General features: G+C 74.4%; 17 protein-coding genes and 1 other RNA gene. 11 read left to right on the plus strand and 7 right to left on the minus strand.

What is annotated here, in order from left to right; all coding sequences use genetic code 11:
• Window positions 1-91: 91 nt before the first annotated feature.
• Complete coding sequence (locus ACZ5D2_RS24585) at window positions 92-292, minus strand: hypothetical protein (protein WP_371678740.1); 201 nt, start codon at window positions 290-292, stop codon at window positions 92-94.
• A 150-nt stretch (window positions 293-442) separates the two neighbouring features.
• On the opposite strand from ACZ5D2_RS24585, the gene ACZ5D2_RS24590 reads away from it, so the two are divergent.
• The gene (locus ACZ5D2_RS24590) at window positions 443-2,575 is read left to right on the plus strand and encodes an acyl-CoA dehydrogenase (protein ID WP_468931992.1); all 2,133 of its coding nucleotides are present in this window, start codon (window positions 443-445) and stop codon (window positions 2,573-2,575) included.
• A 20-nt stretch (window positions 2,576-2,595) separates the two neighbouring features.
• The gene (locus tag ACZ5D2_RS24595) at window positions 2,596-3,780 is read left to right on the plus strand and encodes a lipid-transfer protein (RefSeq protein WP_266838778.1); all 1,185 of its coding nucleotides are present in this window, start codon (window positions 2,596-2,598) and stop codon (window positions 3,778-3,780) included.
• A 135-nt stretch (window positions 3,781-3,915) separates the two neighbouring features.
• Here the strand turns inward: ACZ5D2_RS24595 and ACZ5D2_RS24600 are convergent, their stop codons facing one another.
• Window positions 3,916-4,968: an amidohydrolase family protein gene (locus ACZ5D2_RS24600; RefSeq protein ID WP_371678742.1), complete on the minus strand. Its 1,053-nt coding sequence runs from the start codon at window positions 4,966-4,968 to the stop codon at window positions 3,916-3,918.
• A 191-nt stretch (window positions 4,969-5,159) separates the two neighbouring features.
• Here ACZ5D2_RS24600 and ACZ5D2_RS24605 point away from each other — a divergent pair, with 191 nt between their 5' ends.
• Window positions 5,160-6,476: a cytochrome P450 family protein gene (locus ACZ5D2_RS24605; RefSeq protein WP_371678743.1), complete on the plus strand. Its 1,317-nt coding sequence runs from the start codon at window positions 5,160-5,162 to the stop codon at window positions 6,474-6,476.
• Window positions 6,477-6,705: 229 nt separating this feature from the next.
• Here the strand turns inward: ACZ5D2_RS24605 and ACZ5D2_RS24610 are convergent, their stop codons facing one another.
• Window positions 6,706-7,065: a response regulator gene (locus tag ACZ5D2_RS24610; RefSeq protein ID WP_371681289.1), complete on the minus strand. Its 360-nt coding sequence runs from the start codon at window positions 7,063-7,065 to the stop codon at window positions 6,706-6,708.
• A 266-nt stretch (window positions 7,066-7,331) separates the two neighbouring features.
• On the opposite strand from ACZ5D2_RS24610, the gene ACZ5D2_RS24615 reads away from it, so the two are divergent.
• The 3 genes from ACZ5D2_RS24615 to ACZ5D2_RS24625 are packed head-to-tail and all read left to right on the plus strand — an operon-like array spanning window position 7,332 to window position 10,265.
• On the plus strand, window positions 7,332-8,186 hold the full coding sequence (locus ACZ5D2_RS24615) for a MaoC/PaaZ C-terminal domain-containing protein (RefSeq protein WP_371678744.1): 855 nt from the start codon (window positions 7,332-7,334) through the stop codon (window positions 8,184-8,186).
• 36 nt (window positions 8,187-8,222) lie between these two features.
• A complete protein-coding gene (locus ACZ5D2_RS24620) occupies window positions 8,223-9,299 on the plus strand; it encodes a Zn-dependent alcohol dehydrogenase (RefSeq protein ID WP_468931997.1) in 1,077 nt (358 codons plus the stop codon).
• Window positions 9,300-9,323: 24 nt separating this feature from the next.
• A complete protein-coding gene (locus ACZ5D2_RS24625; RefSeq protein ID WP_371678746.1) occupies window positions 9,324-10,265 on the plus strand; it encodes a 3-oxoacyl-ACP reductase in 942 nt (313 codons plus the stop codon).
• Here ACZ5D2_RS24625 and ACZ5D2_RS24630 read toward each other — a convergent pair.
• Window positions 10,262-10,738, minus strand: coding sequence for a hypothetical protein (locus ACZ5D2_RS24630; protein ID WP_468932001.1), 477 nt, complete (start codon window positions 10,736-10,738; stop codon window positions 10,262-10,264). The genes ACZ5D2_RS24625 and ACZ5D2_RS24630 overlap by 4 nt on opposite strands.
• A gap of 32 nt (window positions 10,739-10,770) precedes the next feature.
• Window positions 10,771-11,838 carry a hypothetical protein gene (locus tag ACZ5D2_RS24635; RefSeq protein WP_371678748.1) on the minus strand — a complete coding sequence of 356 codons (1,068 nt, stop codon included), beginning with the start codon at window positions 11,836-11,838 and terminating at the stop codon, window positions 10,771-10,773.
• A gap of 263 nt (window positions 11,839-12,101) precedes the next feature.
• On the opposite strand from ACZ5D2_RS24635, the gene ACZ5D2_RS24640 reads away from it, so the two are divergent.
• Genes ACZ5D2_RS24640 through ACZ5D2_RS24650 form a run of 3 tightly spaced genes read left to right on the plus strand, consistent with a single transcriptional unit; the run spans window position 12,102 to window position 15,177 of the window.
• Window positions 12,102-12,959, plus strand: coding sequence for a Nif3-like dinuclear metal center hexameric protein (locus ACZ5D2_RS24640; RefSeq protein ID WP_371678749.1), 858 nt, complete (start codon window positions 12,102-12,104; stop codon window positions 12,957-12,959).
• Window positions 12,956-13,699 carry a zinc ribbon domain-containing protein gene (locus ACZ5D2_RS24645; protein ID WP_371681290.1) on the plus strand — a complete coding sequence of 248 codons (744 nt, stop codon included), beginning with the start codon at window positions 12,956-12,958 and terminating at the stop codon, window positions 13,697-13,699. Before ACZ5D2_RS24640 ends, ACZ5D2_RS24645 begins: the two co-directional genes overlap by 4 nt.
• Window positions 13,699-15,177 (plus strand): bifunctional RNase H/acid phosphatase, encoded by a 1,479-nt coding sequence (locus tag ACZ5D2_RS24650; RefSeq protein WP_468932006.1) that lies wholly within the window; start codon window positions 13,699-13,701, stop codon window positions 15,175-15,177. The genes ACZ5D2_RS24645 and ACZ5D2_RS24650 overlap by 1 nt, the downstream gene beginning before the upstream one ends.
• A 77-nt stretch (window positions 15,178-15,254) precedes the next feature.
• Here the strand turns inward: ACZ5D2_RS24650 and ACZ5D2_RS24655 are convergent, their stop codons facing one another.
• Both ACZ5D2_RS24655 and rnpB read right to left on the minus strand, forming a co-directional pair.
• On the minus strand, window positions 15,255-17,246 hold the full coding sequence (locus ACZ5D2_RS24655) for a serine/threonine-protein kinase (RefSeq protein WP_468932009.1): 1,992 nt from the start codon (window positions 17,244-17,246) through the stop codon (window positions 15,255-15,257).
• Window positions 17,247-17,538: 292 nt separating this feature from the next.
• Window positions 17,539-17,941: RNase P RNA component class A (gene rnpB / locus ACZ5D2_RS24660), an RNA gene on the minus strand.
• Window positions 17,942-18,018: 77 nt separating this feature from the next.
• Here rnpB and ACZ5D2_RS24665 point away from each other — a divergent pair.
• Entirely contained in the window at window positions 18,019-18,753 is a 735-nt protein-coding gene (locus ACZ5D2_RS24665) for a MerR family transcriptional regulator (RefSeq protein ID WP_371678753.1), read from the plus strand.
• Window positions 18,750-19,583 carry a hypothetical protein gene (locus ACZ5D2_RS24670; RefSeq protein WP_468932013.1) on the plus strand — a complete coding sequence of 278 codons (834 nt, stop codon included), beginning with the start codon at window positions 18,750-18,752 and terminating at the stop codon, window positions 19,581-19,583. Before ACZ5D2_RS24665 ends, ACZ5D2_RS24670 begins: the two co-directional genes overlap by 4 nt.
• Window positions 19,584-19,590 lie beyond the last annotated feature (7 nt).

Raw genomic sequence — 19,590 nt, forward strand, 5'->3', positions numbered from 1 at the left:
AGCACGCTGGGCATCAGTGACCGACAACGGCGGAATCTTCGGACCAGGACGACTCATACCCAAACCAACGACAAACCTCTGACTCAGGTCACTAGCCGGCGTCGCCGCCGTTGTTCCCGCCCCCGCCGAGCCGGCGGCGGCGCTTCGCGGAGCGGCGCAGCAGCTCGCCCGCGCCGAGGGTCACGGCCGCCACGGCGCGGACCCAGCCGGGGCCGCCGCGCGCCGCCCACACCACGCACACGCACCCGCCGACGGCGATCACCAGGACGCCGAGCAGTACCAGAAAAGTCATCTTCCCCGCCTTCAAGGTCGTCCCCGTCCCGGAATTCTGCCAGGTCGGGGCCATCGGGTCGGAGCGTGTCGCGGCGGCCCGGGGGGAGGCGCCGAAGAACACCGCCATCTGACCTTCCGTCAGATTGGAACGTGTTCTAGTCTGCCGCGCATGGGCATCGGAATCACGCAAGAGCAGCGGGAGTTGGCCGACGCCGTGCGCGGCTGGGTGGGGCGGGCCGTGCCGCCCGAGGAGGTGCGCAAGCTGCTCGACACCCCGCCGCGGACCGGTGAGCGGCCCGGCTACTGGGACGGGCTCGCGGCGGCCGGACTGCTGGCGCCGCACCTGGAGGGCGGGACCCTGCTGGACCTGGCCGTCGTGGTGGAGGAGGCCGCCCGGGGGGCGCTCCCCGGGCCGTTCCTGCCGAGCGCGCTGGCCTCCGTACTCCTGGACCGGGCCGGGGCCGAGCCGCTCGACGGCCGGGTCGGGGCGGTCGCCCTGGGGCCCGGCGGTGTCACCGCCGTCGCCGTCGAGGGGGGCGGGTACCTGCTGGACGGGCTCGCGCCGCCCGTGCTGGGCGCGGGCGAGGCCGACCTCGTACTGGTCGCCGCCGAGGCCGGGCACGGCACCCGCTGGTTCGCCGTGGACGCCGCCGCGCTGGACGTCCGTACCCACGAGGGCGCCGATCCGACCCGGCCCACCGCCGAGGTGCGGGCGCGCGGGGTCCTCGTCCCGGCCGGCCGGCTGCTGGAGCTGGACGCGGACCTGGTCCGGGACCTGGCCTGCGTCCTGTTCGCCGCCGACGCCTGCGGCACCGCCGCCTGGGCGGTGCGCACGGCCGCCGAGTACGCGAAGGTGCGCGAGCAGTTCGGGCGGCCCATCGGACGGTTCCAGGGCGTCAAGCACCTGTGCGCCGACATGCTGGTCCGCCTGGAACAGGCCCGCGCCCTCGCCTGGGACGCGGCGAACAGCGCGGACGAGAGCCCCCGGGTGCGTTCCCTGGTGGCCGCGCTCGCCGCCGGGACCGCCCTCGACGCCTCCTACTCCTGCGCCAAGGACTGCATCCAGATCCTCGGCGGCATCGGCTTCACCTGGGAACACGACGCCCACATCCACCTGCGCCGGGCCCTCGTCGCCCGTCAGCTCCTCGGACCCGGCGACGGCCACCGCATCCGGGCCGTCGGCCTCGCCGCGGGCGGCGCGCGCCGCGAGCTGCGGCTGGAGCTGCCCGAGGCCGCCGAGGCGTACCGGGAAGGCGCCCGCGCCGCCGCCCGGGACGCGCGCGGCCTCGGCCCGGCCGCCGCCCGCCGCGCCCTCGCCCCGACCGGCTACGCGGCCCCGTACCTGCCCCGCCCCTACGGGCTCGGCGCCGGACCCCTGCAACAGCTCGTCGTACAGCAGGAACTGAAGGCGGCCGGCGTCGTGCTCTCCGACCTCGGCATCGCCACCTGGGTCGTGCCCTCGCTGCTCGCCTACGGGACCGACGCGCAGCGCGAGGCCCACGTCCTGCCCACGCTGCGCGGGGACACGACCTGGTGCCAGCTCTTCTCCGAACCGGGCGCCGGATCCGACCTGGCCTCCCTGCGCACGAGGGCTGAACGGCTGGAGGACGGCTCCTGGAGGGTCAACGGACAGAAGGTGTGGACGAGTTCCGCGCACACCGCCGACTTCGGCATCCTCCTCGCCCGCACCGACCCGGCCGTCCCCAAGCACAAGGGCCTCGGCTACTTCGTCGTCGACATGAAGAACACCCCCGGCATCGACGTCCGCCCCCTGAAGGAGATCACCGGCGAGGCCCTCTTCAACGAGGTGTACTTCGACGACGTGCTCCTGCCCGCGGACGCCCTCGTCGGAGCCCCGGACGGGGGCTGGAAGGTCGCCCGCAACACCCTCGGCAACGAACGCGTCCACATGGCCGACCAGATGACCTTCGACACCGGCCTGGAGGCGCTCCTCGCCCGCGCCGCCGACCTCGACGGCTCCTACCGGGCCAGGATCGGCGCCCTGGCCGCCGAGGCGCACGCCCTCGCCTGCATCGGCCTGCGCACCACCCTCCAGCAGGTGTCCGGGCTGGAGCCGGGCGCGGGCGCATCCGTACGCAAACTCGTCCAGACCCCCCACCAGCAGCGGACCGCCGAGCTCGCGCTCGAACTGCTGGGCCCGGCGGGCGCGGTGCGGGAGGGGGCGGGGGAGCGGGCCGTGCACGGCATGCTCATGTCCCGCTGCCTGACCATCGCCGGGGGCACCACACAGGTCCAGCTCAACGTCGTCGCCGAGCGCATCCTCGGCCTCCCGCGGGACTGAAGGGGAAGGGAAGGCACCACATGAAGGCCTACATCGTCGGCGTCGGCATGACGAAGTTCGAGAAGCCGGAATCGCGCGACTGGCAGTACTGGGACATGGTGCGGGAGGCGGGCGCGGCGGCGCTGGCCGACGCGGGCGTGGACTACGGGCTCGTCGAGCAGGTGCCCGTCGGCTACTGCTTCCAGGCCTCCACCGCGGGCCAGCGGGCCGCGTACGAACTGGGCCTGACCGGGGTGCCCGTCTACAACGTCAACAACAACTGCGCCACCGGCTCCACGGCCCTGATGATGGCCCGCCAGTTCGTCGAGGGCGGGCTGAACGACTGCGTCCTGGCCCTCGGCTTCGAGAAGATGAAGCGCGGCGCCCTCGGCGGCGGCGCCGACGGCGGCGACTTCAAGACGTCCCCGGTCGCCCGCCACTACGGGATCATGGCGGCCGGGCACGGCTTCGAGATGTCCCCGCCCACCGCGCAGATCTTCGGGAACGCCGCCCGCGAGCACATGGAGCGCTACGGGACCACGGCCGCGCAGCTCGCGGCGGTGGGCGCCAAGAACCACCGGCACTCCGCGGACAACCCGAACGCCCAGTTCCAGGACGTGTACACGGTGGAGGAGATCCTCGCCGCGAAGACCATCCACGACCCGCTGACCAAACTCCAGTGCTCGCCCACCTCCGACGGCGCGGCGGCCGCCCTGGTCGTCTCGGAGCGGTTCGTCGTCCGGCACGGGCTGCACGACAGGGCGGTGGAGATCGTCGCCCAGGCCATGACCACCGACACCGCGGACAGCTTCGGCGGATCCTGCATCGACGTCGTCGGCAAGCCCATGACCGCCGCCGCGGCCCGGCGGGTCTACGAGGCCTCCGGTCTGGGCATCGAGGACGTCGACGTCATCGAGCTGCACGACTGCTTCTCCGTCAACGAACTCCTCACCTACGAGGCGCTCGGCATGTGCGCCGACGGGGCCTCCGGCAAGCTCGTCGAGAGCGGCGCCACCACCTACGGCGGCCGCTGGGTCGTCAACCCGTCGGGCGGCCTGATCTCCAAGGGGCACCCGCTGGGCGCCACGGGCCTCGCGCAGGCCGCCGAGCTGGTCTGGCAGCTGCGCGGCGAGGCCGGGGCCCGGCAGGTCCCCGGAGCCGGGGTCGGGCTGGCGCACAACATCGGGCTGGGCGGCGCGGCGGTGGTCACCCTGCTGCGCCGCTGACGGGCCGGGGCCGCCCGGCCCGCCCCGCTCGGCCTTGCCCTGCCCGCCCCGCCCGCCCTGCCCCGCTCGACCTGCCCGCCCCGGCGAGCGGCGGGGGCGGGCAGGGCGGGCGGGGCGTCCCGCGGGGGCGGCGTGTCAGACGCGCACCAGGGCCGGCATCAGGCGCAGCGCGTTCTCCCGGTTCACGGCCCGGCGCAGCGCCGGGGTGAACGCCGGGTCGGCGGCCAGCGCGGGCACCGCGACGTCCGTGACCACGGAGGCCGGGCAGGCCGGCCAGTCGCTGCCGAAGAGGATCCGGTCCGGGGACACCGTGGCCAGCAGGGTGCCCGCCGGGGACAGCGGGCCGGCGGTGTCGTAGTAGAAGCGGTGCAGGTGGTCCCGTACGGCGGCGGGTTCCACGGGCGGGTCGAAGGAGTGCGCGAAGGCCTCCAGCCGGGCCGCGATGTGCGGGAGGAAGCCGCCGCCGTGGGGCAGGATCACCGACAGGTTCGGGAAGCGGTCCAGCGTCCGGTTGCGGATCATGTTCGCGGCGGCGCGGGTGGTGTCGAGGAGGAAGTCGCACAGGAAGTTCGGCAGCCCCGGCACGGTCGCCGCGCCGGGCGGGGCGCCGGGCGGGCCGCCGGGCAGGTTGTGCGGGTGGGTGTCGACGACCGCCGACCGCTCGTCGAGTTCGGCGAAGATCCCGTCGTAGGAGGGGTCGCCGAGGTAGACGCCGCCGTGGTTGGCGGTCACGTTCACGCCGACCGCGCCCAGCTCGTCCAGGCCGTACCGCAGCGCCCACGAGGACACCTCGGGGTCCTCCAGGAACAGCGGGGTGTGGAAGACGAACCGCCCCGGATGTGCCTGGACCACCTCCACCGCCGCCCGCAGGGTGACCTTCGTCGCCTCGCGCAGTTGCGCGGAGCTCTCGTAGCGGGCGTACATCATCGGCTTGAGCACGGCGGTGGCGATTCCCGCCCGGTCCATCAGCCCCAGCGCGGTCTCCGCGTCCCAGCGCGCCCACGGGGCCATCGCCTTCGGGTTCACCAGCCCCCGCCGCTCGGCCCACTCGCGCCAGGCGGGCGCGCAGAAGTGGTGGTGGACGTCGATCACGGCCCGGCTGCCGTCGTCCTCACCGCCCGCCGGGTCCGCCGCGTCCGGCCGTGCCGTTCCGCCGGCGGTGATACCGATCGCTCCGTATTCCGGCATGCGCGCATTCCCTTTCATCGGGCGCGAAAATGGGGATCACCGCACACCCTAGGGCGGGCTCCGGCCGCTTTCCGCCGGACATTCCCCGGAGGGAGCTTTAGGCTCCGAACGGGTCAACGCGGTTTCGTCCACGACGCGCCCGGGGAAAGGAGCCGACTGTCCGTTCCGGGAAAAGCGAAAGGTTTCTGCGCGTGACGACTGAACCGACTGCGGCGGTGAACGACGGCCTCGCGCTGGGCGAAGCGGTGAAGGCGGCGACCCTGAGTACGCCGGAGTACCGGCAGTGCCCCCATCCGGTCTACAAGGTCCTGCGCGAACAGGCCCCCGTCGCCCGGCTCACCCCCCGCCACGGGGTGGACACCTACCTCATCACCCGCTACGAGGACGCCCACGCGGCCCTCGCCGATCCCCGCATCGGCAAGGACATGCACGAGGCCATCGACCTCTACCACGCGCTCTTCGGGGACGCCTGCGAGACGCTCGACGACAACCTCCTCTTCGCGGACCCGCCCCGGCACACCCGGCTGCGCCACATCGCGAAGACCGCGTTCACGCCGCGCCACGTCAAGGACCTGCGCCCGCACATCGAGGAACTCGCGAACGAGCTCCTGGACCGGTGCCCGACGGACGAGCCCGTCGACCTCATGAAGGCCTTCGCGCTGCCGCTGCCCGTCATGGTCATCTGCGAACTGCTCGGCATCGTCGGGGTCGAGCGCACCGAGGTCCTGAAGTGGTTCTCGGTCGTGACGCGCTCCCGGTTCAGCAAGGACATGAAGGAAGACCTCGTAGAGGCCGAACACTGGCTGCGGGACTACTTCACCGAACACATCCGGTGCACCCGCGCGAATCCCACGGACGACTTCCTGACCGTCCTGGTGCAGACGCGGCACGAGGAAGAACCGCTGACCGACGACGAACTCGTCTCGATGATCTGGGTGCTGCTCTTCGCCGGGCACAAGACGACCACCCTGCAGATCGGCAATTCCGTCTTCAATCTGCTCACCCATCCCGAACAGCTGAGGGCGCTGCAGGAGAACCGCGAACTCCTGCCGCAGGCCATCGAAGAACTCCTCCGCTTCGAAGGCTCCGTGGAAACCTCCACCTTCCGGTACGCATTGGAGGACGTGGAAATCGGCGGAACGCTCATTCCGCAGGGCGCGATCGTGCAGATCGCCCTGACGGCCGCCAACCGCGACCCGGAGAAGTTCCCCGCGCCGGACACCCTGGACATCACCCGCGAACACCTCCAGCGCGAACACCTCGGCTTCGGCTTCGGCCCCCACTTCTGCCTGGGCGCCCCGCTGGCCCGGCTGGAGCTGGAGATCTGCCTCACCGCACTGCTCGACCGCTTCCCCGACATGGTCCTGGCGCTGCCGGACTCCGAGGCCGGGGACTGGCTCAAGGGGCCGTTCCCGGCCTTCCGGGGGCTGGAGAAGCTGCCCGTGGCGCTGGACCCCTCGCGGACGGTCGACGACTGGACCGCCCCGGCTCCCGGGCGGGGCGCCTGACACCGGGGCCCCCGCCCCGTAGGGGAAGGCCCTCCGCCTCAGCCGCCGGCGGAGTGCCTTCCCCTACGCGCGCCACGGCAGGCCGTGCGCCACGGTCCGCGCTGCGGACCCGGGCCACGGACCCGGGCCACGGACCCGGGCCACGGACCCGGGCCACGGACCCGGGCCACGGACCCGGGCCACGGACCCGGGCCACGGACCCGGGCCACGGTCCGCGCTACGGTCCGCGCTACGGGCCCGCGAGGGACGGGTCCACCACCGTTTCGCCCGTGGCCGCGCGGCGCATGCACTCCGCCAGCTCCGCGACCGGCCCGTCCCGCAGGACCAGCCCCGCGGCGCCCGCCGCCAGGGCCGCTTCCCGCAGCCCGGGGTGCGCCGAGCCCGTGGCGACCAGGACCCGGCACTCCGGATCGTCCTCCAGCAGGGCCGTCACCGAGGCGAGGTCCTCCACCAGCGCCACCGCCGGCCGGGCCGTCGCGGAGGTGACCACCTCGATGTCCGGCTGGAGGCCGAGATGGACCGCGAGGGCCGGGTCCGGCGGGTCGAGCAGGACGCGCAGGGAGCGGGCGGGCCGGTGCGTCACGGGCATTTCGTCCACCGGCGCAGCGTAACGCCCCCCACCTGGGGCAGGCGGCAACACGCCACCCCGCCGCCCAATCTGACGTGAAGTCAGGAGTCTTCCCAAGTGATCGGGCGTGCGTTATACATTCCTTCAACCGGCGCTAGAACGCGTTCTAGAACGGTTCCGCGTACGACCTCGGTGCGGCTGACGGTGCGGACGGCCGCGCCGAGGTCTTCCAAGGCAGCGGTGCTCGCGCGAGATCGCGGCGCCCCGACCCAGGGAGCAGCATCCCCATGCCGATCGATGCCGCCAAGGCCCTCGCCGCCGAACCCCGCCAGGGGGACATCGGCTGGGACCACAAGGACATCCAGCTCTACCACCTCGGCCTCGGTGCCGGGCTCCCGGCCACCGACCCCGACGAGCTGCGCTACACCCTGGAGTCCAAGCTCCACGTGCTGCCCAGCTTCGCGACCGTCGCCGGCGCCGGCATGGCCATGCTGGGCGGCCTCGCGGCCCCCGGCATCGACGTGAACCTCGCCGCCGTCCTGCACGGCGGGCACTCCATCGAGCTGCACCGCCCGATCCCCGTCAAGGGGCGGGCCACCTCCACCTCCAAGGTCGCCGCCGTCTACGACAAGGGCAAGGCGGCCGTGATCGTCCTGCGCTCCGAGGTCGCGGACGCCGACGGGCCGCTGTGGACCAGCGACGCGCAGCTCTTCGTCCGGGGAGAAGGCGGCTTCGGCGGCGAGCGCGGGCCCTCCGTCAGGGCCGGACAGCCCGAGCGGGCCCCCGACCGCACCGAGGAGCGCACCATCCGCGAGGAGCAGGCCCTGCTCTACCGGCTCTCCGGTGACTGGAACCCCCTGCACGCCGACCCGGAGTTCGCCAAGCTGGCCGGCTTCGACCGGCCGATCCTGCACGGGCTCTGCTCGTACGGGATGGCCCTCAAGGCCGTCGTCGACACCGTCCTCGGCGGCGACGTCTCCCGGGTCCGCGCCTACCGCACGCGCTTCGCCGGGATCGTCTTCCCCGGCGAGACGCTGCGCATCCGGATGTGGCAGGAGACCGGCCGGGTCCTGGTCTCGGTGACCGCCGTCGACCGGGACGACGCCCCGGTCCTCGCCGACACCGTCGTCGAACACGCGTAAGACCGTCCGACCTGCGACCACAGAAGGAGCCGCACCGTGCGCGCAGCACTGCAGAGCGAGATAGGCCAGGACAAGCTGGAGGTCGTCGACGACATCGAGGCCGTGGGCCTGGGCCCCGGCAAGGTGAAGATCCGCATCAGGGCCACCGGCCTGTGCCACTCCGACCTCTCCGCGATGAGTGGCGTACTGCCGCAGCCGGCCCCCTTCATCCCCGGCCACGAGGGCTCCGGGGTGATCGCCGACGTGGGTGACGGGGTCACCCACCTCAAGCAGGGCGACCGGGTCCTGGTCTGCTGGCTGCCGCCGTGCGGGCACTGCGCGGCCTGCAAGCGCGGGCAGGGCCACCTCTGCCTGGAGAGCCTCGTCAACGCGGGCACCCCCAACTTCCGGCGCGCGGGCGGGGACGTCTTCGGCTTCGCCGCCACCGGCACCTTCGCCGAGGAGCTCGTCGTCGACGCCAAGTGCGCCGTCCCGATCCCCGACGACGTGCCCTTCGACATCGCCGCCCTCATCGGCTGCGGCGTCACCACCGGGCTGGGCGCCGCCATCAACACCGCCAAGGTGGAGGCCGGTTCCTCGGTCGCCGTCATCGGCTGCGGAGGCGTCGGCATCTCCGTCATCCAGGGCGCCAAGCTGCAGGGCGCCGCGCAGATCGTCGCCGTCGACCCCGTCGCCTCCCGGCGCGAGGCGGCCCTGCGCTTCGGCGCGACGGAGGCCGTGGCCCCCGATGCCCTGGACGACGCCAAGAACCGGATCACCTCCGGGGAGGGCTTCGACTACGTCTTCGAGGTCGTCGGCAAGTCCGCCACCGCGCAGACCGCCTACAAGACGACCCGCCGCGGCGGCAGCGTCGTCATCGTCGGCGCCGGCGCCCTCGACGACACCTTCCAGGTCGACATGTTCTCGCTGTTCTTCGACGAGAAGAAGATCCTCCCGTCGATGTACGGGGGCGGGGACGTGCTCCGCTCCTACGAGCGCACCATCGCCCTGTGGCGGGCCGGCCGGGTCGACCTGGAGAGCCTGATCACCCACCGGGTCCGGCTCGCCGAGATCAACGACGCCCTCGACCAGATGCGCACCGGCGTCGCGCTGCGCACCTGCATCGAACTCTGACCCGCTCTGAGAGGAATCCGGTAGATGTCACTGCCACTTGAGGGGCTCAGCGCCGTCGTCACCGGCGCCGGCCGCGGTCTCGGCCGGGCCGAGGCGATCGAACTGGCCCGCCTCGGCGCGAGCGTGGTCGTCAACGACTTCGGCCAGAGCGGCCGGGACGGTTCGGGGGAGGCGTCCGCCGCCCCGGCCGAGGAGGTGGCCGCCGAGATCCGTGCGGCGGGCGGACGGGCGGTGGCGCACCTCGGTGACGTGGCCGACTTCGAGCAGGCCCGGGACCTGGTGGAACTGGCCGTCTCCCGGTTCGGCAGGCTGGACGTCCTCGTCAACAACGCGGGCATCCTGCGGGACCGGATGATCTTCTCCATGTCGGAGGAGGAGTGGGACTCGGTGATCCGGGTCCACCTCAAGGGTCACTTCAACACCACCCACTTCGCCGCCGCGCACTGGCGGGAACGCTCCAAGGCGGCGGGCGGCCCGGTCTACGGCCGGATCGTCAACACCTCCTCCGAGGCCTTCCTCGGCGGCTCGGCGGGCCAGCCCAACTACGCGGCCGCCAAGGGCGGCATCGTGGGCCTGACCACCTCGACCGCACTGGCCCTGGCCAAGTACGGGGTGACGGCCAACGCCATCTGCCCGCGCGCCCGCACCCGGATGACCGAGGACGTCTTCGCGGGCTTCCAGGAGCCGGAGGAGGGCAAACTCGACGCCCTCGCCCCCGAGCACGTCGCCCCGCTGGTCGGCTACCTGGCCTCGCCGGCCTCGGCGAAGGCCAACGGGCAGCTGTTCGTCGTGCACGGCGGGATCGTGGTCGTGATGGAACGCCCCAGGGTGGCGGCCAAGTTCGACACCGCCAAGGAGTCCTTCTCCTACGAGGAGCTCGACGGGCTCCTCACCCCGCACTACGACTCCCGCCCGCCGAACGAGACCTTCGCGGCCGCCGAGGTCCTGGGCCTCAAGCACGGCTAGACGGCCGGGGCCGACGGGGGCGCTTCGTCCCCGTCGGTGAGGAAACACACCCGGCGCAGATCGGCGGGCGCCAGGGGGCCGAGACCGAGGAGGTCCGGGTCGTCCCGGACCTCCTCCCAGAACTGCGCCTCGGTCGGCGCGGTCCCCAGGACCATCCACGGCGCGCCGTACCCGGTGCGCGCCACCCACACCCCGAGCCGACGGCGGCCGGAGCCGTACAGCTCCTCCCCGACGGGCGCCTCCTGCATCTCGGCGACCAGGCTCGGCGTGTGCCGGTGGGGGCATCCGGACTGCAGGTGCTCCCGCTCCCACCGGGCGGTGAGCCGCCGCGTCGCCGCGTCGGCCGCGGCGTCGGCGGCGTCCAGCGCCCCTTGGTCGGCGTTCGCGGCGGCGGGCCGGACCACGCGCACCAGCAGGTCCTGCCCGCAAGGCCGGTAGCTGAAGAGTCTGAAGACGTCGGTCTGGCTGCTCACGCGGCCATTGTGCCCGTACGGCGCCCCCGGGCTCAGCCCAGAGGCGCCTGCTGGAGGGGGACCGGGCGCAGGGGCGGGGCCGGGGCGGGGTCCAGACGGACCGGTGGGGGCGGGGACGCGGGCTGGCTGAGGCCGACGATCCCGCAGGGGACCTCCGGGGTGGCGTACGGGAGGTGCAGCCGGCCCTGCGGGGTCCACAGGCCGGTGCCGAGCCAGCCCACCGGGGCGCCGAGCCGGAAGACGCCGCGGTCGGCTGGCCGCCACAGCGCGAGCTCCGACCCTCCGATCCGCAGCGCGACCCCGCAGGTCTCCGGCATCAGGGCCTGGCCCGGCTGCACGGCGAAGGGGTGCGCGTCCGCGATGCGCAGGCACTCCGGGAAGCGGACCGGGCGGGCACTGCCCAGCACTCCCCAGCCGAGCCGGGGTTCGCCCGGGGCGTCGGAGCGGATCAGCAGCAGCCCGCTGTCGGGCGCCGCGAGCAGGAGCCGGTCGTCGCTGTCCTCGGCGATCTGGAGCAGCGGGCTGACCTCGCCGCCCCGCTCCAGGTCCACGGCGACGGCCTTGGTCCGGCCGTCCAGCTCGCGGTCCAGGGCCAGCAGGCGGCCGACCCGGTCCAGCCACACCCCGCCGGAGCAGCGCCCCGGCAGGACGGCGGCCCGGCGCGGCCCGCCGGGGGCTCCGGCGACCTGCCAGACGGTGCTCCGCGCGGGCCCCACCGCCAGGGCGTAGGCCCCGTGTCCGTCGGGGGAGGGCGGCAGCAGGCGGACCCGTACGCCCTCCTCGGCGGGCACCGCGCCGAGCTGGAGCTCCCCCGTGCGCGGCCCGGTCGCGGCGCCCGACGGGTAGAGCAGCGCGAACGCGTGCCGGTCGGCGACACGACGGTGGATCAGCACCCGCCCGTCGGTCAGTGCCAGCACCTCGCTGTCGGCCTCCTCCGGCTGCGCGAGCGGCAACGGCACCGCGTACGGCTCGGGTCCCCCCAGCGTCCACCGCTCCGGGTAGCGCGCCTGCCCCTCCCCGGCCAGCCGCGCGGCATACGCCCCGTCGGCGGCGATCGTGAACGGGGCGGTCGTCGTGATCTCGATGGCGCAGACAGTCATCCGGGCCGTCACCTCCGGATCAGGAAGCTAGTTTTCGAGGCTCCCGGGGTCGCGCACGACTCGGCGGGCTTCACACGTACGGGTGGCCGCGAGCCGATTCGCCGGTGGCGGGGGGTGTGGCTGTGCTGTTCCATATCGGGGCGTTTGGGGTCAGAGAGCACCCGGCCCCGCCCGACGCCCCCGCGCACCGCCACCGCCCTCCCCGTCCCGCAGCCCCCGCCGGGGGAGGAAGCCCGAAAAGATGGAGACGGTAACCTTGGCCTGTGCCTCGTCTCTCTGAAGTCATCGCCGCGCTGGACGCTCTCTGGCCCCCCTCGCGGGCCGAGCAGTGGGACGCCGTCGGCACCGTCTGCGGCGACCCCGATGCCGAGGTCACCCGGGTGCTCTTCGCCGTCGACCCCCTGCAGGACATCGTCGACGAGGCGGTGGAGCTGGGCGCCGACCTGCTCGTCACCCACCACCCCCTCTACCTGCGCGGCACCACCACCGTCGAGGCCGGCACCTTCAAGGGCCGCGTCGTGCACACGCTGATCAAGAACGACATCGCGCTGCACGTCGCCCACACCAACGCCGACACCGCCGACCCCGGTGTCTCCGACGCCCTCGCCGGCGCCCTCGACCTGCGCGTCACCGGCCCGCTCGTGCCCGACCCCACCGACCCGGACGGCCGCCGCGGCCTCGGCCGGATCTGCGAGCTGGACCACCCCGAGACCCTCCGCGAGTTCGCGGCCCGCGCCGCGTCCCGGCTGCCGTCGACCACGCAGGGCATCCGCGCCGCGGGCGACCCGGACGCGCTCATCCGTACCGTCGCCGTCAGCGGCGGCTCCGGCGACAGCCTCTTCGAGCAGGTCCGCGCCGCCGGCGTGGACGCCTTCCTCACCGCCGACCTGCGCCACCACCCGGCGTCCGAGGCCCGCGAGCAGAGCCCGCTCGCCCTCGTCGACGCCGCCCACTGGGCCACCGAGTGGCCCTGGTGCGAGCAGGCCGCCGCGCAGCTCGACGCGATCTCCGAGCGCCACGGCTGGGGTCTGCGGACCCACGTCTCGCGCACGGTCACCGACCCGTGGACGGCGCACGCGCCGTCCGTCACCTCCCCCTCTATCTCTGGAGCCCCCAACTGAACGCCGAGCCCGCCGACCAGATCCGACTTCTCGACGTCCAGGCCCTGGACGTCCGGCTGTCTCAGCTCGCCCACAAGCGCAAGTCGCTCCCGGAGCACACCGAGGTCGACTCCCTGACCAAGGACCTCAGCCAGCAGCGCGACCTGCTCGTCGCCGCGCAGACCCAGGCCAGCGACGCCGCCCGCGAGCAGACCAAGGCGGAGCAGGACGTCGACCAGGTCCGCCAGCGCGCGGTCCGCGACCAGCAGCGGCTGGACTCCGGCGTCGGCATCTCGGCCCGGGACCTGGCGAACCTCCAGAGCGAGGTCGTCTCCCTCGCCAAGCGGCAGGGCGACCTGGAGGACGTGGTCCTGGAGGTCATGGAGCGCCTGGAGGCCGCGCAGGAGCGCGTCACCGAGCTGAAGGAGCGGGTCGCCGCCCTGGAGGCCAAGCTCGTCGACGCCACCGCGCGCCGCGACGCCGCCACCGGCGAGATCGACACCGAGGTCGCGAAGATCGGCAAGGACCGCGAGGTCATCGTCGGCTCGATGCCCGCCGACCTGATGGCCCTGTACGAGAAGATCCGCGTCAAGCAGGGCGGCGTCGGTGCGGCCCGCCTGTACCAGCGCCGCTGCGAGGGCTGCCGCCTGGAGCTGGACATGGCCGAGGTCAACGAGATCAAGGCCGCGGCCCGCGACCAGGTCGTCCGGCACGAGAACTGCGGCCGCATCCTCGTCCGTGCGGCGGACTCGGGCATCTGATGCCGCGTTTCGTCGTGGAGGCGGACGGCGGTTCCCGGGGCAACCCGGGTCCCGCCGGCTACGGCGCGGTCGTCCTCGACCCGGCGACGGGGGAGACCCTGGCCGAACGCGCCGAGTTCATCGGCGTCGCGACGAACAACGTCGCCGAGTACAAGGGCCTGATCGCCGGACTGAGGGCGGCGCGTGAGCTGGCGCCGGACGCGACGGTCCTGGTCCGGATGGACTCCAAGCTCGTCGTCGAGCAGATGTCGGGCCGCTGGAAGATCAAGCACCCCGACATGAAGCCGCTCGCGGCGGAGGCCGCGAAGGTCCTTCCGCGCGCGCAGGTCACCTACGAGTGGATCCCGCGCGAGCGCAACAAGCACGCCGACCGGCTCGCCAACGAGGCGATGGACGCGGGCAAGCGCGGCGCGCAGTGGGAACCGTCCCGCTCCACGGCCTTCGCCGCCGCCCCGCCGTCCGGTCCCCCCGGCGACGCGACGAAGGGCGCGGCGGCCGTCCGCGCCGCGATGGCCTCCGGCGGTGCGCAGGGATCCCGCGCGGTGGCCGGGGCAGCCGGGGCGGACACCCTGTTCGGCGACCTCACCGAGCACGAACCCCGGCCCGACGCCGCCGCAGCAGCCGCGCAGGCTCGCGCGGCGGAGGCGGAAGCCGCCGCCGTCCGCGCCGCCGCCGTGGTGGCGCGCGACACCGACACGCTGTTCGGCGGGGCCGGCGCTGGGGCTGGGGCTGGGGCTCGCGTGCCCGCCGGCGCGCCCGCCACCGCCGGCACCGGCCCGCGCCCCGCGGCGGGGTCCGACGCCGAGCCGCCGCAGACCGCCGCAGGCACCGGCACCGGATGGGGCCCCGACATGGGCGCGCCCGCCACCTTCGTGCTGCTGCGGCACGGCGAGACCGCCCTCACCCCGCAGAAGCGCTTCTCCGGCAGCGGCGGCACCGACCCGGAGCTGTCCCCGGCCGGCCGCCGCCAGGCCGCGGCCGTCGCCGAGGCGCTGGCCGCGCGGGGCACCGTACAGGCCGTCGTCAGCTCCCCGCTGCGCCGCTGCCGGGAGACCGCCCAGGCCGTCGCCGACCGCCTCGGGCTGCCGGTCACGGTCGAGGAGGGCCTGCGCGAGACGGACTTCGGGGCCTGGGAGGGCCTGACCTTCGCCGAGGTGCGCGAGCGCTTCCCGGACGACCTCCAGGCCTGGCTGGACTCCCCGAAGGCGGCCCCGACCGGCGGCGGCGAGAGCTTCACGGCCGTCACCCGCCGCGTCTCGGCGGCCCGCGACCGGCTGCTGTCCGCCCACGCGGGCCGCACCGTGCTGCTGGTGACCCACGTGACCCCGGTCAAGACGCTCGTCCGCCTCGCGCTGGGCGCGCCGCCGGAGTCCCTGTTCAAGATGGAGCTGTCCGCGGCCTCCCTGTCGGCGGTCGCCTACTACGCCGACGGCAACGCCTCGGTCCGCCTCCTGAACGACACCTCGCACCTGCGGTAGCGGAGCGTCACGCGAGGCCCCCGCCCCACCGGGCGGGGGCCTCGCGCCGTGTCCGGCCGCAGCCGCCGCGACGGTCGTCAGTCCGCGCATGCTCCGGAGGAGCCCCAGAGCAGGAACTCGTCGCCGGCGGTGGGGTCCTCGACGAGGACCGCGTACCTGGCGTAGGGCCAGTCCGCCGCGTCCGCCGCCGCGGAGGCCAGGTCCCCGCAGGACTGCCGCGCGGCCTTCTGCGCCCAGTCGTCCCGGGTGGCCCCGTCCCATGCGGGCTTGGTCGCCCATACGTACATCACCCGGTTCCCGGGGTCGAACCCGACGCTCAGGTTGTCGTGGCCGAGCCGGTGGTAGCCGTCGTCGGGGGTGCCGGCGTTCCACGCCCGGATGATCGACGTGGCGATCCGGTCGGCGATGCGGATCTCGTCCGGGTCGCTGGAGGGCACCTGCGCGGTGGCGAGGCCTCCCGCGTCGGGGTACCAGCCGGTTGCCCGCCCCGCCCCGGGGGCGGTGGTGCGGTCGGTCATGGAGGTCGAGCAGGCGGTGTTGGTGCGGAAGTCGTCGGACCAGACGACGGCGGGACCTCCCCGGCGCCCGGTGTCGACGATCACGTAGGTGCGGTACGGGAGGTCCGGGTAGGCGGTACGGAGGTCCCGCAGCCCCAGGCAGGCGGTCCTGGCGACCTCGTGGATCGAACCGAAATCGAGTTCCCGGCCGCCGGAGGTGATGTACACCTCCCCCCGGGGCTGGTGGAAGGTGAGGGAAAAGTCCTGGTCGGGGTGGGTGGTGGCGTCGAGCCAGGCACCGGTGCCCATGGATCCCCGGGCGTCGTTCTCGGCCGGTGTCTGCGCGGCGCGGGCCTGTCGCCAGGTCGCGAGGGTCGGCGCGGTGTCCGTCGCGCCGGCGCCCGCGCCCGCGGCCGACGGGCTGCCGCTGCCGCCGCCGGCGGGGACGGGGGCGGCCGGGGTGCCGGTCGTGCGCGCCGCTCCGGCGGGGGCGGCGGTGGCGTCGGCCGGGGGACGGGCCGCCTGCTCGGCACGGGTGGCGGGCAGGGCGAGGAGTCCTCCGACGAGCCCGCCCACCGCGGCCGCACCGACGGCGACGCCGAGCAACAGACGCCCGCGGCGCCGGGCCGGCGCGCCGGGCCAGGCGGGGTCGTGGAGGGCGGGCACCTGCCATGCGGCGCGGACGGGATCGGCGGCCAGGGTCGGGGCGGTGCCGGGCACGAGGACCTGTGTCGCATGGGCGCAGAGCAGGTCCGTGCACCGTTCGGCGGCCCGCGCGGCCGTCGGCCGGTCGTCCGGCTCCTTCGCGAGGGCCTCCTCCAGGACCTCCCGCAGGGCTGCGGGCACGCCGCCGAGGTCGGCCTCGCCGGACAGGATGCGGAAGGCGACCACGTCGGGCGCGCCGGAGCCGAAGGGGAGCCGGCCGGTCGCCGCGTGGGCGACGAGGGCCCCCCAGGCGAACACGTCACCGGCCGGGCCCGCGGTGCCCGTGCGGTAGTGCTCCGGGCTGATCCAGCCCGGCGTACCGGTCATCACACCGGTCCGGGTGACGGAGGTGCCGTCGGCGGCGTGGGCGATGCCGAAGTCCAGGACCCTCGGCCCCGCCGGACTGAGGATGACGTTCTGCGGTTTCACGTCCCGGTGGACCACGTCCGCGCGGTGGATCGCGGCGAGGGCCTGCGCGGTGCCGGCCGCGAAGGCGTGCAGCGTGCCGCCCGCGAGCGGCCCGTACGCGTGCAGGTACTGGGCGAGGGTCGGTCCGGGCACGTACGCGGTCGCCAGCCACGGGGACCCCGTCTCCGTGTCGGCGGCCAGCAGGGGGACCAGGCAGGGCCCCTGGACGCGCGAGGACAGGGCGACCTCACGGCGGAACCGGGCCCGGAACTCCGGGTCCTGGGCCTGCGCCCGGTGCACGGCCTTGACCGCGACCCGTACGCCCCGGGGATCCAGACCGGCGTGGACGGTGCCCATGCCGCCCGTGCCGAGACGGCCGATGATCCGGTAGGGGCCGATCGTCGCCGGATCACCGGGGTGGGCGGGGTCGACCCGCCCGCCGGGGCCATGGGTGCTCACGGGTGCTTCCTTCTGTCCGCGCGGGCTCGCAGGCGGAGCGTCTCATTTCCGGGAGTTCCGATGGCGCGCTTTGGCGTTTTGTCCAGGCTGATCACCACCGAGCTCGGGGCCGCCGGGGATCGGATCGACGCGGTCACGCTCGCCAGGGGCGAGAAGGTCACCGGGGCCGTCACCGTCAAGGGGAAGATCACCGCGAAGACGGTCCGCTTCACGAACGGGCTGCTCGGGAGGAGCCGCAGCACCTCGGTGAAGCAGCCGCGGGCCCTGTTCCGGAAGCCGGGGAGGGATACGGCAGACGAGCCGGCCTGTACGCCGGGTTCTGTCGCCCGGAGACCTCGCGGTCGCCGGGGAGACGGCCATCCATCTAGGACCGGCGTTGCCGCCGGCCTCGTGCGGTCTACCCGCGAACATCGGGCGGGCAGCCCTCAAGCGTTCGCGCAGACCCGTCCGGGGACGGATCCTCTTGACCTTGCTCCAGGTGGGGTTTACCTAGCCGCCTGAGTCACCTCAGGCGCTGGTGGTCTCTTACACCACCGTTTCACCCTTACCGGGGACCGAAGTCCCCGGCGGTCTGTTTTCTGTGGCACTGTCCCGCGGGTCACCCCGGGTGGGCGTTACCCACCACCCTGCCCTGTGGAGCCCGGACGTTCCTCGGCGGGATCCTGGGACCCCGACGCGGCCGCCCGGCCGACTCGTCTGTCGTGTCGACCATGCTACCGGCTGTCCACGGCGGCTTGACCTTGACGCAGCGGCAGGGTTTCTACTGGGCGCCATGCGGATCGGAGAGATCGCCGCGCTCGTCGGGCTCACCACCCGCGCGATCCGGCACTACCACCATGTCGGGCTGCTTCCGGAACCGGAGCGGCGCCCCAACGGATACCGGACCTACACCGTGCGCGACGCCGTCCTGCTCGCACGGGTGCGCCGGCTCACCGAGCTCGGCCTCGGCCTCGACGAGGTGCGCGACGTGCTCGCCGACGACGCGGGGCGCGAGCCGGCCGAGGTACTCGCCGAACTCGACGCCGACCTCGCCCGCCAGGAGGCCGAACTGGGCTCGCGCCGCCGCAGGCTCGCGGAGCTGCTCGCGGCCGGGCCCGGGGAGGGGGATCCCGTCTCGCCCGCCCTCGACGCGCTGCTCGCACGGGCCCCGGCCACCACCTCCCCGTCCGCCGCCAAGGACCGCGAGCACCTCACCCTGCTCGACGTCACCGGAGCGGCCGGCGAGGAGATGTACGCCGCGCTCGCCCCGCTGGCCGCCGACCCGGGCGTCCTCGCCCTCTACGAGCGGCTCGACGAGCTGGCCGGGGCCCCCGTCGACGACCCCCGCGTCGGCCCCCTCGCCGACGCGCTCGTCGCGGCCGTCCCCGCCGGGCTGCTGGACGCGGTCCCGGCCGACGGACCGGTCGTGCCCGGCCTCCGGGAGGCGCTGCTCGCCGAGTACGCGCCTGCCCAGGCGGAGGTCGTCCGTCGCGTGATGGCGGCGTTCGTGGAACGGGGCCGGACGTGAGCGCCCTGCGTGCGGCGCGGATCGCGGCCGCCGCCGTGCTCCCGGGCGAGCTGCTCCTCGCCGCCTGCCTCGCCGCCGGGCTGCGGCCCCCCGGCTGGCTCCCGCCGGCCGCCGAGCTGCTGGTGTGCGCCGTACTGCTGCTGGAGGCGTGGGTGCTGCGGTCGCTGTACGCGGCGGCCCGCGCGCGGGGCCGGACCCCGCGCGAAGCCCGCCGGGACGCGGTCCGCGCCGCGGTCCCCGAGTCCGTGCGCCGCCTGCTGCTGCACGAGCTGCGGGCCATCGCCTCCCTCGGCCGCTGGGTGGTGCGCCGCACCCACGGGGTGCGTCCCGGGGACCTCGCCGCCGCGTACACCGGACCGCAGACGGCGATGATGTACGGACTGCTCTTCGTGTCGGTGATCGAGACCGTCGGGCTGGCCGTGCTGATCCCCTGGCCCGCGGTCCACCGGGTGGTGCTCGTCCTCGACGTGTACGGGGTGCTGCTGGTGCTCGCCCTGCACGCCGCCTGCGTGACCCGGCCGCACGTGGTGCGGCCCGACGGGTCGCTGCGGATCCGCTACGGAGCCCTGTTCGACCTGGCCGTCCCGCCGGACGCGGTGGCCTCCGTACGGGTGGAGCGGCGCTACCCGGAGGGCCGGCTCGTCACCCTCTCCGGGGACGGGGTGCTCGACCTGATCGTGGGCAGCCAGACCACGGTGACCCTGGAGCTGAACCGGCCGCTGGAGTTCCGCAGGCCGCTCGGCGCCCGCGCGTCGGCCCGTACGATCCGCTTCCACGCCGACGACCCGCGCGCCGTGGTCGGGGCGCTACGGCGACCCGCGCTCCCGTGACGGGCCC

Source organism: Streptomyces sp. NPDC031479 (assembly GCF_055581065.1).

What these genes read in the sequence shown, in the direction of transcription:
- ACZ5D2_RS24585 (WP_371678740.1), bottom strand. Translation starts at nt 292, where the DNA reads ATGACTTTTCTGGTACTGCTCGGCGTCCTGGTGATCGCCGTCGGCGGG.
- ACZ5D2_RS24590 (WP_468931992.1), top strand. Translation starts at nt 443, where the DNA reads ATGGGCATCGGAATCACGCAAGAGCAGCGGGAGTTGGCCGACGCCGTG.
- ACZ5D2_RS24595 (WP_266838778.1), top strand. Translation starts at nt 2,596, where the DNA reads ATGAAGGCCTACATCGTCGGCGTCGGCATGACGAAGTTCGAGAAGCCG.
- ACZ5D2_RS24600 (WP_371678742.1), bottom strand. Translation starts at nt 4,968, where the DNA reads ATGCCGGAATACGGAGCGATCGGTATCACCGCCGGCGGAACGGCACGG.
- ACZ5D2_RS24610 (WP_371681289.1), bottom strand. Translation starts at nt 7,065, where the DNA reads ATGCCCGTGACGCACCGGCCCGCCCGCTCCCTGCGCGTCCTGCTCGAC.
- ACZ5D2_RS24615 (WP_371678744.1), top strand. Translation starts at nt 7,332, where the DNA reads ATGCCGATCGATGCCGCCAAGGCCCTCGCCGCCGAACCCCGCCAGGGG.
- ACZ5D2_RS24625 (WP_371678746.1), top strand. Translation starts at nt 9,324, where the DNA reads ATGTCACTGCCACTTGAGGGGCTCAGCGCCGTCGTCACCGGCGCCGGC.
- ACZ5D2_RS24635 (WP_371678748.1), bottom strand. Translation starts at nt 11,838, where the DNA reads ATGACTGTCTGCGCCATCGAGATCACGACGACCGCCCCGTTCACGATC.
- ACZ5D2_RS24650 (WP_468932006.1), top strand. Translation starts at nt 13,699, where the DNA reads ATGCCGCGTTTCGTCGTGGAGGCGGACGGCGGTTCCCGGGGCAACCCG.
- ACZ5D2_RS24665 (WP_371678753.1), top strand. Translation starts at nt 18,019, where the DNA reads ATGCGGATCGGAGAGATCGCCGCGCTCGTCGGGCTCACCACCCGCGCG.